The sequence below is a fragment of the Paucibacter sp. DJ2R-2 genome (assembly GCF_025717675.1).
Classification (GTDB): domain Bacteria; phylum Pseudomonadota; class Gammaproteobacteria; order Burkholderiales; family Burkholderiaceae_C; genus Paucibacter_A.
Genome location: NZ_JAJIRT010000008.1, coordinates 194,797 through 209,595 on the forward strand (window position 1 = coordinate 194,797; position 14,799 = coordinate 209,595).

Below are 14,799 nucleotides of genomic sequence, written 5' to 3' on the forward strand. Positions count from 1 at the left end.
ACGGGTCTTGGATCAAGTGGTCAGAGGTCATGCCGTCAACAGCTCGAGCTCGCAGGGGCGGCTGCCGCTGGGCGCCGCTGACTCGCAGCGCGCGCCTGCAGCGCCTTGAGAACCTCGTCGCGCGGGCCGTAAGCCGCCATCGCGCCATCGGCAAGCACCAGTAGCTTGTCAACGGCTGCCAGAGTGGATTGCCGGTGCGTGACGAGCACCACGGTCTTGCCACGCGCCCCGAGATCAGAGATGGCGTCGATCAAGGCCTTTTCGCCGGCGTCGTCGAGATTTGAATTGGGCTCATCCAGAACGACGAGGGCTGGGTCGCCGTACAGTGCGCGCGCCAGGCCCACACGCTGCCGCTGGCCGCCCGAGAGGTTGCTGCCCGCGCTGCCCAGCGGCGTGTCGTAGCCTTGGGGCAGGCGAAGAATCTGCTCGTGCATGTCGGCCCGTCGCGCGGCCAGCACCACCTGCTCTGCGTCGACATCACCAAAGCGCGCAATGTTCTCGGCCACCGTGCCATCAAACAGCTCGATGTCCTGAGGCAGATAGCCAATACTGGGGCCCAGCTCGTCCTTGCTCCATTGCGCGAGCGACGCGCCATCGAGCCGCACACTGCCAATGGTGGCCGGCCAGATGCCCACCAGAACCCGGGCCAGCGTGGACTTTCCTGAGGCGCTGGGGCCGATCACGCCCACCACATCGCCCGCGTTGACGGAAAAATTGAGGTTCTTCAGGATCTGCCGCTGCGTTCCCGGCACTGCCACCGAAGCTCCCTCGACGCTGATCTGCCCCAGCGGCCGAGGCAGGTCCATGCCGGACACGCGCGCCGGGTGCGTGGCCAGCAATTCGTTCAAGCGCCTATACGTCTGACTGCCGGTGACGATCTGCTTCCAGTTGCCCACCATCAGCTCCACCGGCGCCAGGGCGCGACCGACGAGGATGGACGCCGCAATCATCATGCCCGCGGTCATGCTGCCCTCCAGCACCAGCAGTGCCCCCATGCCGAGCACCAGCGATTGCATGCACATGCGCACGAACTTGGTGGCGCTGCCCAGCACCGCCGCCTGGTCGCTGGCCTTGGCCTGCAGCGACAGCTGTTGACGGTGCAACTGGTACCAGCGCCGCCGGATCTGCGGCAGCATGCCCATGGCCTCGATGACCTCGGCGTTGCGCAGGTGGTTGGTAAGCTTGCCGTGCGCCAGCATCGAGTACTTCTGCGCCTCGTCGAGCCGTGACTTGGAGACGCGTTCGTTGACAACGGCCAGCACCATCAACACCAGCGCACCCACCAGCGAAAACCAGCCGAGCGGCGGCGCCATCCAGAAGATCACCACCAGAAACACCGGCAGCCAGGGTGCATCGAAAAGCGCTAGCAGCGCCGGCCCGGTCAGCGTGCCGCGCAGGGTATTGAGGTCATGCACAGGCTGAGCGGTATTGCTACCGGGGTTGCGCAGGTTGCGCTCAAATGCCGCGTTGAAGACGCGCTCATTGAGCTCGGCATCCAGCCGCACACCCACCTGCACCAACAGCCAGGTGCGGATGGTTTCGAGCGCAGCGATAAGAAGGTAGACCCCGACAAGCAGGCCCGTCAGGACCAGCAAGGTGGTCTCATTGCGAGAGCCCAGCACCCGGTCGTAGACCTGCAACATATAGAGCGAGGGGGCCAGTGCCATCAGATTCAGGAACCCGCTGAACGCGCCCACCGTCAGCAGCGAATGGCGGACGGCCACCAGCGCCGTCCGCAGCTCGTGAGGGCCGAGAGCGGCAGCGAGACGGGGATTGAGGGCGGGCAGATTCATCGGCTGGATATCTCGGGGTGGCGGTTTGTATCACACCGATTGTGAGTGCTGCCGCACGGAGACGCGGGGATTGTCAGTTAGCATTCATCACTTGGACTAGAAAGCTTGCACATGGGCACCCTCAATCCCCTATCGTCGGAATTCAAGGTCGGCACGGGCTCGCGCGCTGACGTCACAGCGGTGAACGGAGGATTCGCGTTCGCGTGGGTTTCACCGCAAACCCAGGTTGGGTTCTCGTCCTTGGCCTCCATTCAGCTGGCCATGTTCCGGCCCGAAGGCTCTTCGCTGCTGGCGCAGACCACATTGCAAAGCGGCACATCGCGGTTTGGCGACTACTACAGCCCGCCGGCCATCGATGTACTGAGCGACGGCAGCGTCGTGGTGATCTGGGCCGCCAAAGCCCGGGACCAGACCAGCGGGTACAACGAGTCCTATCTGTACGGCAGCACGATCGACGTGAACGGCATTGTCCACAGCACCGAGCTGCTCTCCGTACCGCCTTTTTTTCCGTCAACCCGGCCGAATCCCCAGCTATCAACCGGGCTGAACGGCGCATTCACCGTCGTCTACGAACAGACCACCGGATTCGGCGGGGCATTCAACGGCTACGACGACATCCGGACCACCACGTTCAACCAGGGCAACGCGGTACTAACTGGCCCGCTCACCGTCAACACCACGCCCTCCAGCGGCTCTGAAAGCCAGGCCTCCATTGCCCGACTCAGCGACAACCGCCAGATCGCCGTGTGGTGGACCAACGGCAGCAGCGAGGTGCATGGGCGTTTTCTTGACGTCAGCGGCAATCCTGTCGGCGCTGAGATGGTGCTGGGCGCGGCGGTCGATCCCGCGCCCGGCTATCCCGCACTGGGCGACATCGGTGTTGCCGCGCTGGCCGACGGAGGCTTCGTGGCCACCTGGACCTCGGGCGTCAACAGCCAGGACGTAGTGGCCCGCATCTACGGCGGAGACGGTGTGGCTCGCACGGCGGTGTTCACGGTCAACGCCTCCAGCACCGGCTCCCAGAGCGACCCTTCTATTGCTGTCCTCTCTGACGGCAGCTTCGCCATTGCCTGGACCGACACTTCCGGCGCCCTCGGCGACAGCTCGGGCAGCGCGATCCACCTGCGCCATTTCACCGCCGGCGGCGTGATGCTGGACGAAGAAGTGCGCATCAACACTACCACCGAAGGCAACCAGACCGACAGTGCCCTGGCCGCCAGCAATGGCAGCCTGGTGGTCAGCTGGACCAACGGCAGCGAGATCGAGGCCCAGGTACTGGGCACGTTCAACAGCGTCGGTGGCACCATTGGCGATGACACGCTCATTGGCACGACTGGCCCCGACGTGCTGCAGGGTTTCGGCGGCAATGACATGCTGTCGGGCCTGGCCGGCGATGACCGACTCGAAGGCGGCGCAGGCAACGACACGCTGCTGGGCGGTGACGGCAACGATACGCTTAACCCCGGCAACGGCGCGGACTCGCTCGACGGCGGCACGGGCGTGGACACCGCCAGCTTCGAGTCCCTGACCGCCGCGGTGGTGGCCAGCCTGCTGGACGGCAAGAGCGTGTCCGGCAGCAACCAGGCCACGCTGATGAACCTGGAGAACATCACCGGCACGGCATTCGCCGACACCCTTACAGGAGACGCCGGCGCCAACCGCATCGAAGGTCGCGGCGGCAATGACAGGCTGGTGGGCGGCGACGGCAACGACGTACTGCTCGGCGGCGATGGCAACGACCTGATAGACCCGGGCCGCGGCATCGACACCGTGGACGGCGGCTCGGGCACCGACACGCTGGATCTGCGCTCCTCCAGCGGCGCCTATATCGTCGACCTGAACGTGCAGGTCACCTACGACTATGTGAACGCCGAGAACCTGGCCAGCATCGAAAGCGTGATCGGCACACGATTCAATGACGCGATCTATGGCTCGGAGACCACGGCCAACGTCATTGATGGCGGTGATGGTGGCGCCGACACGCTATACGGCGGCAACGATCTTGGCGACACGCTCTCCTACGCCAGCTCCGGCCGCGGCGTGATCATCGACCTCGGCGTGGGCAAGAGCTATGACGGTGTCGATCAGGACACCATCGGCGGTTTCGAGGCCGTCATCGGCTCGGCTTTCTCAGACAAGCTCTTCGCCACTTTCACCCAGACGGTGAACCCTGGCACCGGCGGCGCCGACACCATCGTCAATCCGGGGCTGCTCACTTACGACAGCAACCCGCGCAGCCTGATCATCGACCTCACCGCCGGCGCCGCCTACGACGGCGTGGACCTGGATACGCTAGTGGGTGTGAAGAGCGTGCGCGGTTCTGCCTTCGACGACCAGATCTTCGGTTCGGCGGGGAGCGACCGCATCGACGGTGGCACTGGCTTCGACCGGCTCTTCGGCGGTGCCGGCAACGACACCTTCGTGTTGCGCAAGGGTGAAGCCGATGGCGACATCCTGCTCGACTTCACCGGGAACGGCAACCAAGTTGGCGACACAATCGCGCTTTACGGCTACAGCCAGGGATCGACCTTCACGCAGCTGCCGGGCAACAGCACGGCCTGGCTGGTGACGGATGCAACAACCGGCGAAGTGGATGTTGTTCGCATCATTGGCGAGGTGTCTGCTAACGATGTGGCGTTTGTTTTTACTTGAATGCGGTTGCACCCGTACGCCAATCGCCCACCTAGAACATGTGCTTAGGGGTGAAAGCCGGGTCTGTGAGCGCACCGCGTTATGTCCGTGCGGCGAGCGCCTAACTGGCCATGCGCCAGCCATGCAACGCCGGTGACACCTGTCTGATCGACGGGAAGAACAGACCCGGCCCTGCTTCAGCCCAGCCAGCGCCCCTCCTAGCTCAAGGACTTCGAGGATTGCCACGCCGGAGCGCTCCATGTAACGTGCTCGCCAAAATCAAAGGCAGCAGCGAGGGAGCGCAGCAACATGGCCGACACAATTCCGGGCGATACCACCAGTACCCAGCAGTTGGGGATCGGTGCCAGTGCCACCAGTGCAATCGACTTTGTCGGCGATGTCGACTGGTGGCGCATGAGCCTTACCAAGGGCTACCAGTACCAGCTCTGGGTCGAAGGCCTCTCGTCAGGCAATGGCAGCCTAAGCAACCCCTACCTGGGCATCTACAACTCGGCAGGCGTTTTCCAGCTTGGCAACAACGACCTCAGCCTCTACGCGCAGGATTCCTACCTAACCGTCGTACCCAGCGGCAGCGGCACTTACTTTCTTAGCGCCGAGGCCTTCGGCAACAATGCCGTGGGCAGCTATCGCGTCACCCTCTGGCAAGACGAACTGAACTCCAGCGCCTCCGCCGCCACGCTAGGCGCGAATGCCTGGGTGGAGGAGCGCCTGGGCTGGCAGTCCGATACCTCCGACTGGTTCGGTATCACTCTCACCGCCGGTGTGAGCTACCAGTTCGACATGATTGGTTCGTCTGGCGACGGAGATCAGCTCGGGCTCAGCTTGGCCAATCCCTACCTTCGACTCAGAGATGTCAATGGCCTGTTGCTGCGCTCCGACGACGATTCGGGTCTGGGCGACAACGCGCGCTGCTTCTACACGCCCACGCAGACCGGCACCTACTTTCTGGACGCACAGTCCTCGGCCAGCTCGGGATACGGCACTTACCGCCTCATTGCCAACTCCAACCCCATCAGCGGCGCGTTGACCCTGGGCACCGCGCAGACGGGCACCATAGACTTCACGGGAGACACCGACCTGTACCGGGTGAACCTCACCGCTGGCGTCGAGTACACGTTCAGCCTCGATGGCGACACCCTCTCGGACCCCTTTCTGGAACTGATGAATGCCGACGGTGCGACGCTCAGCTCAGACGACGATGGCGGCAGCGGTGCCAACGCCACCCTGCGCTACACGCCCAGCAGCAGCGGCACTTTCTATGTTGGCGCCCGCGCGTCGGCCCACAATGCGACGGGCAGCTACACCTTGCGTGTGACGGAATTGCCCACGGTATCGGTGGCCAATGCGACCGTACTGGAAGGCAATGCAGGCAGCAAGGACCTGGTGTTCACGCTGACGCTGTCCGCTGCCAGCAATGTCCCAGTGTCAGTCGTTGCCAGCACCTCGGGCAGCGCCACGGCCAGCGTGGGCATTGACTACCAGGCAAATTCAGCCACCGTCTCGTTCGCGCCCGGCGCGACCACGGCGACCTTCACGGTGCGCGTGAATGGCGACACCCTGTTTGAACCTTCCGAGGTTCTGCATGTGCTGCTCAGCAGCCCGACTGGCGCTCGGCTGGGTGAAGGCAACGCCAACGGCTACATCGTTGACAACGACAGTCCCTACGAGCTGCCCAGCGACCCCTACGCCCAACTGCAGTGGTACCTGTACCCCACCATCGGCGTCAATGCCTTCCCGGTGTGGGCCGACTACACCGGTGCTGGTGTGCGCGTGGCCGTGTTCGACCAGGGCATCGACCCCAACCATCCGGATCTTGACGACAACCTGCTGGCCGCCCTGGGCCGCCGTGCCTCGGACCTCAAGCCTGGGGGCGCACCGGTGCTCAATGGCGACAACCATGGCACTGCTGTGGCCGGAACGATTGGCGCAGAACGCAACGGCGAAGGCACGGTGGGCGTGGCCTATGGAGCCAGCCTGGTCAGCATCTACACGCCGTTTGGTTCCGGTATGGGCAACTCCATCGAAAACGCCTATGCCTATGCGGCGAACTTTGACGTCATCAACGACAGTTGGGGCTTCGCGCCTCGTTCCGACAGCGATGCCAACTGGGCCTTCTTCGATAACTTCGGCACGCCAGCATTTGCAGCCGCCGGCAAGGCGCTCGCGCAGTTGGCAGCGACAGGCCGGAACGGACTGGGCACTGTGGTGGTTCAGTCGGCCGGCAATTCCTACAGCATCGGCGACGACACCAATCTGCATAGCTTCCAGAACAGCCAGTACATCATCACGGTAGCTGCCACCGACGCCCGTGGCAGCGTCACAAGCTACAGCTCACCTGGAGCATCGGTGCTCGTGGCAGCCCCTGGCGGTGGCGGCAGCGATGTCTACAGCAACATCATCACAACGGACCGTGTCGGCGATGCCGGGTATGACGCCGGCAACGTCACAGACATCACAGGCACTTCGTTCTCGGCACCCATCGTCTCCGGCGTCGTTGCCCTGATGCTGGAGGCCAATCCTGGCCTCGGCTATCGCGACGTCCAGGAGATCCTCGCCTACTCCGCCCGTGTGACCGGCGGTGCTGACCACACCTGGATGTACAACGGCGCCACCAACTGGAACGGTGGCGGGCTGCACTACGACGCGCTGGAGCACAACCTCGGCTTCGGCCTGGTCGACGCGCGTGCCGCCGTGCGCCTGGCCGAGACCTGGACCAGCACCGCGCACACGGCCGCCAACCGTCAGCAGATCGCGCAGACGCACAGTCCGGCCAAGGCGATTCCCGACGACTCGTACACCAGCGGGGCCCATGACGCCATCGTGGTGGATCAGTCCATCGATGTCGAGCGTGTCGAGGTTTCGTTGAAGGTCACACACCCCTACATCGGCGACCTGTCGGTGGTACTCACTTCACCCGGCGGCACGAGCAGCTTTCTGCTGTGGCGCCCGCAGCAGAACCCGCTGAGCGCGTTCGGCTCCAGCGCCGACAACATCGATTTCACGTTCAACACGGTGCTGGGCTGGGGCGAGAACTCGGCGGGCATCTGGCTGCTGAGCATCTTTGACGGCGAGGGCGGGAGCGTCGGCACCTTCGATTCCTGGACGCTGAACATCATCGGCAAGCCCGCGTCCGCCAACGACACATACATCTACACCGACGAGTTCGCAGAGTCCGTGGCGGACGAGGCCGCTCGTGCCACGCTCATCGACACCGGCGGCATCGACACACTCAACGCCGCGGCCTGTAACGCGGCGGTGACCTTGAACCTCGGCCCGGGCGGTTTGTGCATCATTGACAGCCGCAGCCTGCACATCGGCGCAGCAACAACCATCGAGAACGCCTATGGCGGGGACGGCAACGACCTCATCACCGGCAGCGGCATTGCCAACCTGCTTCAAGGCATGCGCGGCGACGACACGCTCGCAGGCGGCAAAGGCGACGACACGATAGACGGCGGCGCCGGCGCGGACACCGCAGTGTTCCTGGGTGCGCGACGCGACTACACCATCGCTTGGTCGGGCGCTAACGCCAGCTTCCGGGTCAGCTCGGCGCGCGAAGGCATCGACAAACTCATTGGCATCGAGAAACTGAAGTTCTCTGACGGCGAATTCTCCGCCGCCAGCTTCCAGCATGCAGCGTCCGACTTCGGGGGCGGCGGCGACTACAACGGCGATGGCAAGAGCGACATCCTCTGGCGCAACGACAGCGGCTACGTGGCTGAATGGCAGATGAACGGCCTGAGCATCGGGGCTGGCAGCGGCGTTGCGCCGCTGCCAGCAGACTGGCAGCTGGTCGACGGCGGCGGCGACTACAACGGTGACGGTAAGAGCGACATCCTCTGGCGCAACGACAGCGGCTACGTCGCAATCTGGCAGATGAATGGGTTCGACGTGGTAGGAGGCGCCGGCGTGGGATCGCTGCCCGCCAACTGGCACCTGTTCGATGGCAGCGGCGACTACAACGGAGATGGCAAGAGCGACATCCTATGGCGCAATGACAGCGGCTACGTCGCCATATGGCAAATGAATGGCGCGGCCATAGGAGCTGGCGGCGGTGTAGCGGCGCTGCCGGCCGACTGGCACATGATGGACGGCGGCGGCGACTACAACGGCGACGGCAAGAGCGACGTCCTGTGGCGCAATGACAGCGGCTACGTCGCCATATGGCAAATGGATGGCTTCAACGTCGTGGGCGGTGGCGGCGTCGCGTCGCTGCCCACCGACTGGCACCTGCTTGATGGTGCCGGCGACTACAACGGGGATGGCAAAAGCGACATCCTGTGGCAAAACGAAAGCGGTTATGTCGCGATGTGGCTGATGGACGGCGTCAACATCGTCGGCGGCGGCGGCGTGGCGTCACTGCCTGCCGACTGGCACATCCAGGACGGCACCGGCGACTACAACGGCGATGGCAAGAGCGACATCCTCTGGCGTAACGACAGCGGCTATGTGGCGCTGTGGCAAATGAACGGTGTGAACATCGTCGGCGCCGGAGGCGTGGGATCCCTGACCAACGACTGGCACGTCATGCCGTTGGCCTGAGCGCCGCAGCCTACGGCACCCTACGACAGAAGAAACTCGAAGTCCCCGATGCCGGCCTGCCCGACGAAACGTACTGCGTCGACCTGCCCCGGGGCAGCGTCGGTGACGAGCCAGGTTGTCGAGTTGCCAGCCAACTGCGCAACGGTGGATCCACCGATGTAGCCGTAGAGTGCAATGAATTCCCCGCCCGGCGCGGAGCCGTTGCCCGCAAAGTCCGGCAGCATGTCGCCGTCGGCCTCTCCCCGTCGCAATACGAAGGTGTCGCTGCCCCCCGCCCCCAAAAGACGGTCGAAGCCCGCGCCGCCGTCAATGCGGTCATCACCGGGTGAACCGAAGATGTGGTCATCGAAGGCCGAGCCACGCTCGTAAGTTCCCCAACCAGCGTCACGAAATCGGTGAAGGTTCAGTGAACCTCACTCACAGAAATTCCGACAGGCCCCGGCGCTGGGATCGTCCAAATCAAACAGTCCCAGTCGATCTCAATCCATGTAGGGTCGACGACCTCGCCCTTGCGCATCATGGTCAGCAACATGAACCGCAGCGCCAGGAGCAACGTGGGCGCGTCGGCCTTGACCGCACGTTTGAGTACCTCGGCCCTGGGCGGCGACTCGCCGGTCTCGATCTAGCGACTGGCCCGCCCGATTGAGCAGTGCGCGGGCGTCCTTGAGGGACACCGCGGCACCGTACTCGAGATCCATCAGTTCACCGTCAGTGCGGTTGACTGCATTGGTTTCGCGGCGCCCGCCGGCAAGCGTGTCGCGCTTGTCGTCCAGACAGCAGTCGAAGCGGAATGGCTTGCGGCCAGCGAGCGAGTCGACAACGTACATCCCGGCGCCGTTGGTGACCATGCAGGCCTTGCCTTGGGGCTTCAGTGCCATCAGTGCGCTGTCGGCAAGTGACCCCTTCGCGTGCGCTTTGGGCGCCTCAGCAGCGGTACTCGCTTCTTCAGTGGTGGTTATTGCAGGCTCCAGCTGCATCTCCAGTCCATTGTCTGCCGCCGCATACCGTCGGAAGAGCCTGACGGTATTTTCTCGGGCGGCTTCGAGGCACTGAGAATCTACTGTCTGCTTTACCGACAACCTAATTCTTCCGTTGATCGTTGCTCAACGATTTTGAGCGGTAAGTCCTTATCCCACCTCGGAAACGGTCGGCTTGCGGAACGCACTTAAACGGTGCAAACCGATCACGGATCATTCCCACTCAATGGTCGCAGGCGGCTTGGTCGAAACGTCGTAGGTGACGCGATTGATGCCGCGCACCTCATTGATGATGCGGCCCGAGACCTTGCGCAGCAGGCCGTAGGGCAGCTCAGCCCAATCGGCGGTCATGAAGTCGCTGGTGACCACCGCGCGCAGGGCCACGACATAGTCGTAGGTGCGGCCATCACCCATCACACCCACGCTCTTGACCGGCAGGAAGACGGTGAAGGCCTGGCTGGTCAAGTCGTACCAGTTCTTGCCGCTGGCCTCATCTTTCCAGCCGCGCAGTTCTTCGATGAAGATAGCGTCGGCACGGCGCAGCAGATCGGCGTATTCCTTCTTCACTTCGCCAAGGATGCGCACGCCCAAGCCGGGGCCTGGGAAGGGATGGCGGTAGACCATCTCGGGCGGCAAGCCGAGCTCCACACCCAGGGCACGAACTTCGTCCTTGAACAGCTCGCGCAGAGGCTCCAGCAGCTTCAGGCCCAGTTGCTCGGGTAGGCCACCGACGTTGTGATGGCTCTTGATGGTGGTGGCCTTCTTGGTCTTGGTGCCGCCGCTTTCCACCACATCGGGGTAGATGGTGCCTTGAGCCAGCCACTTGGCTCCTTTGGCTCCGGCGTCAGCCGCCTTGAGCTTGGCCGCCTCGGCCTTGAACACATCGACGAACAGGCCGCCGATGATCTTGCGCTTCTTCTCGGGGTCGGTCACACCGGCCAGCTGGCCCAGGAAGAGCTCGCTGGCGTCCACGCGGATCACCTTGGCGTGCAGCTTGCCGGCGAACATGTCCATGACCATATCGCCTTCGTTCAGACGCAGCAGGCCGTGGTCGACGAAGACGCAGGTCAGCTGGTCACCGATGGCGCGGTGGATCAGGGCCGCGGCGACCGAGGAATCGACGCCGCCCGACAAGCCCAGGATGACCTCTTCATCACCGACCTGCTCACGGATCTTGGCCACAGCTTCTTCGATGTAGTCGCCCATGATCCAGTCGCCCTTGCAGCCGGCGATCTCGCGCACGAAACGGGTCAACATGGCCTGGCCCTTGAGCGTGTGTGTCACCTCAGGGTGGAACTGGACGGCGTAGTAGCCCTTCTCCTCGTTGGCCATGCCAGCGATCGGGCAGCTGGGCGTCTCGGCCATCAGCTTGAAGCCGGGCGGCAGCATGGTGACCTTGTCGCCGTGGCTCATCCAGACCTTGAGCATGCCGTGACCTTCCAGGGTGGCGTGGTCTTGGATGCCGTCCAGCAGCTTGGTGTGGCCATGGGCACGCACCTCGGCGTAGCCGAACTCGCGGTGGTCACTCCACTCGACTTTGCCGCCCAACTGCACCGCCATGGTCTGCATGCCGTAGCAGATGCCCAGCACCGGCACGCCCAGGTCCCAGACGGCCTGCGGTGCGCGCAGCTCGTGGTCTTCGTAGGTGGAGGCGTGGCTGCCCGACAAGATGATGGCCTTGGGCGCGAAGCTGCGGATGAACTCGTCCGAGACATCGTTGGGGTGGATTTCGCAGAACACAGCGGCCTCGCGCACGCGGCGGGCGATCAGCTGGGTGACCTGGGAACCGAAATCAAGGATCAGGACTTTGTCATGCATGGTCGGGCTTTCACTCTCTGTCTGGATTTTCAATTCAGGGTCCGGCTGGGGCGGCAGGGGCGGCCTCCACGGGGGTCTCCTGCGGCACACGGGCAAAGTGCCGCCAGGCGAAGAACAGGGACAGCGCCTGCAGCGCGGCACAGAAGTAGAACGGGGCGCCAATGCGCCAGTCACCCTTGGGCAGCTCGCTGACCAAGTAGATCAGGCCCAAGCCCAGCACCGGCGCGATCACGGCCATCAGGCTGTTCAGCGAGGAGATGGCGCCCATGGTCTCGCCCTGGTTGCGGGCATCGGCGGCATTGGAAATCTGGCTTTGCAAAGCTGGGCCGGCGGCATAACTGAGCACGCCCACGCCAATGGCGGCGTACATCATCCAGCCGGCGCTGGACAGGCCCCAGATGGTGTTGGTCAGCACGGCCGAGGCCAGGCCCAGCAGCACCAGGCGCGCAGCCGACACGCGCTTGAGGATGTACTTGAGGAACACGCCCTGGACCAAGACCGCCATCACGCCGACGGCGAACAGGGACAGGCCGTTGTCCTTGGGACCCCAGCCGAATTTGTAGGTGGTGTACATGACCCAGCTGCTTTGCAGAATCATCTGCGCCAGGCCGCTGAGCGCCAGCACATAGACCAGCGGGCCCACGCCCTGAAGATCGCGCACGCGGCTCAGGGACTTGAATGGGTTGGCGCGGCGCCAGTCGAAGGCGCGGCGGTTCTCGGGCTGCAATGACTCGGGTAGCACGAAGAAGCCGTACATCCAGTTCAGCACCGCCATGCTGCCGGCCACATAGAAGGGGAGGTGTAGATTGATGTCGCCAAGCAAGCCACCCAGCACCGGGCCCAGGATAAAGCCCATGCCGAAAGCGGCGCCGAGCATGCCGAAGCGCTTGGCCCGCTCGGCCGGCGGCGTGATGTCGGCCACGTAGGCATTGGCCACGGCCGCATTGGCCTGCATGGCGCCCGAGAACAGACGAACCACGATCAGCATCCACAGCGCATCGGCCATGGCAGTGACGAAGAAGCTCAGCGCCAGACCCGAGAAGCCGATCAGCATGACGCGGCGGCGGCCATAGCGGTCCGACAGGCCACCCAGAATGGGCGAGCCAAAGAAATTGGCGATGCCGAAGGCAAAGGCCACGGCCAGCTGCGCCAGCGTGTGCTCGGATGGGCTCTGGGTGAAGGTGCCCACCAAGGGCGGCAGCACGGGAATGATCAAGCCGATCGAGATCATGTCGATCAGCACGGCAATCAAGATGAAGCCCATGCCGGCCGACCTGACTTTGCCGGCCTGCTGGCCACTGCCTTCTGTCACTCGCTCGCTCAAACGATTTCCTTGCTCTGACGGCATGAAGCCGCATACGAAGAAAAGAAAGAAGGGGCCAAAGCCCCTTTTCTGGAAGTTCCCCGATGCCCCGCCCTGCCCTGAGGCCTCAGCGCAGGCGGCGGGACTTCAGCCTCACTCGGAACGGTAGTTCGGTGCTTCCTTGGTGATCTGCACATCATGGACATGGCTTTCGCGCATGCCGGCCGAGGTGATCTCCACGAACTCAGCCTTGTTCTGCATGTCGGCAATCGTGGCACAACCGCAGTAGTGCATCGAAGCCTTCAAGCCGCCGGCCATCTGGAAGATGACCTGCACCACCGAACCCTTGTACGGAACCTGGCCTTCAATGCCTTCCGGCACCAGCTTGGAGGTGTTGGGATTGTTGGCCGAGGTGTCCTGGAAGTAGCGATCGGCCGAGCCCTTGGCCATCGCACCCATGGAACCCATGCCACGGTAGCTCTTGTAGGAGCGGCCTTGGTACAGGATCAGGTCGCCAGGGGCTTCCTCGGTGCCGGCAAAGGCGCCGCCCATCATCACGCAATCGGCGCCCGCAGCGATGGCCTTGGCCAAGTCGCCCGAGAAGCGCACGCCGCCATCGGCGATCACCGGCACGCCGGTACCGCGCAAGGCGGTGGCAACGTTGTCGATGGCGGTGATCTGGGGCACACCCACACCAGCGACGATGCGCGTGGTGCAAATGGAACCGGGGCCGATGCCGACCTTGACGCCGTCGGCGCCGGCTTCGACCAAGGCCAGAGCCGCCGCACCGGTGGCGATATTGCCGCCGATCACGTCCACGCCAGGGAAGTTCTGCTTGACCCAGCGCACGCGCTCCAGCACGCCAGCGCTGTGGCCGTGGGCGGTGTCGACGATCAGGGCATCCACGCCGGCCTTGACCAGCATGGCCACGCGCTCTTCGGTGTCATCGCCGAAACCGACGGCGGCACCGACGCGCAGCTTGCCTTGGGCATCGCGGGCGGCATTGGGGAAGCTGGTCTGCTTGGTGATGTCCTTGACGGTCATCAGGCCGCGCAACTCAAAGGCGTCATTGATGACGACCACGCGCTCCAGCTTGTGCTTGTGCATCAAGGCCTTGGCCTCTTCCAGCGAGGCGCCTTCCTTGACGGTGACCAGGGCGGAAGCCGGGGTCATCATCTCGCGCACGGCCAGGTCCATGCGGGTCTCGAAGCGCACATCACGGCCGGTGACGATGCCGACGACCTTCTTGCCTTCCAGCACCGGGAAGCCCGAGACGCCGTGCAGACGCTGCAACTCGACCACTTCGCGCACCGTGGTCGAAGGCGTGATGGTGAAGGGCTCCAGCACGATGCCCGACTCATAACGCTTGACGCGGGCGACCTCGATCGCCTGGCGCTCGGCCGAGAGGTTTTTGTGCACGATGCCGATGCCACCCTCTTGCGCGATGGCGATCGCCAGGCGCGCTTCTGTCACCGTATCCATGGCCGCAGAGACCAGGGGCAGGTTCAGACGGATATTGCGGGACAGCCGGGTGGCGAGAGAGGTGTCGCGAGGCAACACATGGGAGAACGCTGGCACCAACAACACGTCGTCGAAGGTGAGCGCTTTTCCTAAAAGGCGCATGAGGGAAGCTCCAGTCGCAAAGCGGCATTATACGGAGGACGGGGCCTGCTTTTCCCGCGCACGGCTGTGACACGCTGAATTTGCGCAAATT

8 protein-coding genes and 1 pseudogene are annotated in these 14,799 nt (G+C 63.9%); 2 read left to right on the top strand and 7 right to left on the bottom strand.

Annotation, left to right across the window (positions count from 1 at the left end):
• Nucleotides 1-35 precede the first annotated feature (35 nt).
• Complete coding sequence (locus tag LNV28_RS18495; protein WP_263519245.1) at nt 36-1,793, bottom strand: type I secretion system permease/ATPase; 1,758 nt, start codon at nt 1,791-1,793, stop codon at nt 36-38.
• 111 nt (nt 1,794-1,904) lie between these two features.
• On the opposite strand from LNV28_RS18495, the gene LNV28_RS18500 reads away from it, so the two are divergent.
• Nucleotides 1,905-4,445, top strand: coding sequence for a calcium-binding protein (locus LNV28_RS18500; RefSeq protein ID WP_263519244.1), 2,541 nt, complete (start codon nt 1,905-1,907; stop codon nt 4,443-4,445).
• Between the two features lie 288 nt (nt 4,446-4,733).
• A complete protein-coding gene (locus LNV28_RS18505) occupies nt 4,734-8,987 on the top strand; it encodes a S8 family serine peptidase (RefSeq protein ID WP_263519243.1) in 4,254 nt (1,417 codons plus the stop codon).
• A 20-nt stretch (nt 8,988-9,007) separates the two neighbouring features.
• On the opposite strand, the gene LNV28_RS18510 is transcribed toward LNV28_RS18505, so the two are convergent.
• From LNV28_RS18510 to guaB, 6 genes and pseudogenes are all read right to left on the bottom strand, one after another.
• Complete coding sequence (locus LNV28_RS18510; RefSeq protein ID WP_263519242.1) at nt 9,008-9,211, bottom strand: hypothetical protein; 204 nt, start codon at nt 9,209-9,211, stop codon at nt 9,008-9,010.
• 45 nt (nt 9,212-9,256) lie between these two features.
• A pseudogene (locus LNV28_RS25235) lies at nt 9,257-9,394 on the bottom strand (hypothetical protein); the annotation flags it as partial.
• Between the two features lie 72 nt (nt 9,395-9,466).
• Nucleotides 9,467-9,964, bottom strand: coding sequence for a hypothetical protein (locus LNV28_RS18515; RefSeq protein WP_263519241.1), 498 nt, complete (start codon nt 9,962-9,964; stop codon nt 9,467-9,469).
• 213 nt (nt 9,965-10,177) lie between these two features.
• Nucleotides 10,178-11,782, bottom strand: a complete 1,605-nt coding sequence (gene guaA, locus LNV28_RS18520) for a glutamine-hydrolyzing GMP synthase (RefSeq protein WP_263519240.1) — start codon at nt 11,780-11,782, stop codon at nt 10,178-10,180.
• A 34-nt stretch (nt 11,783-11,816) separates the two neighbouring features.
• Nucleotides 11,817-13,094 carry an MFS transporter gene (locus tag LNV28_RS18525; protein WP_318013876.1) on the bottom strand — a complete coding sequence of 426 codons (1,278 nt, stop codon included), beginning with the start codon at nt 13,092-13,094 and terminating at the stop codon, nt 11,817-11,819.
• Between the two features lie 144 nt (nt 13,095-13,238).
• A complete protein-coding gene (gene guaB, locus LNV28_RS18530) occupies nt 13,239-14,708 on the bottom strand; it encodes an IMP dehydrogenase (protein ID WP_263519239.1) in 1,470 nt (489 codons plus the stop codon).
• Between the last annotated feature and the right edge of the window lie 91 nt (nt 14,709-14,799).

What these genes read in the sequence shown, in the direction of transcription:
- LNV28_RS18515 (WP_263519241.1), bottom strand. Translation starts at nt 9,964, where the DNA reads ATGCAGCTGGAGCCTGCAATAACCACCACTGAAGAAGCGAGTACCGCT.
- LNV28_RS18495 (WP_263519245.1), bottom strand. Translation starts at nt 1,793, where the DNA reads ATGAATCTGCCCGCCCTCAATCCCCGTCTCGCTGCCGCTCTCGGCCCT.
- guaB (WP_263519239.1), bottom strand. Translation starts at nt 14,708, where the DNA reads ATGCGCCTTTTAGGAAAAGCGCTCACCTTCGACGACGTGTTGTTGGTG.
- guaA (WP_263519240.1), bottom strand. Translation starts at nt 11,782, where the DNA reads ATGCATGACAAAGTCCTGATCCTTGATTTCGGTTCCCAGGTCACCCAG.
- LNV28_RS18510 (WP_263519242.1), bottom strand. Translation starts at nt 9,211, where the DNA reads ATGCTGCCGGACTTTGCGGGCAACGGCTCCGCGCCGGGCGGGGAATTC.
- LNV28_RS18500 (WP_263519244.1), top strand. Translation starts at nt 1,905, where the DNA reads ATGGGCACCCTCAATCCCCTATCGTCGGAATTCAAGGTCGGCACGGGC.
- LNV28_RS18505 (WP_263519243.1), top strand. Translation starts at nt 4,734, where the DNA reads ATGGCCGACACAATTCCGGGCGATACCACCAGTACCCAGCAGTTGGGG.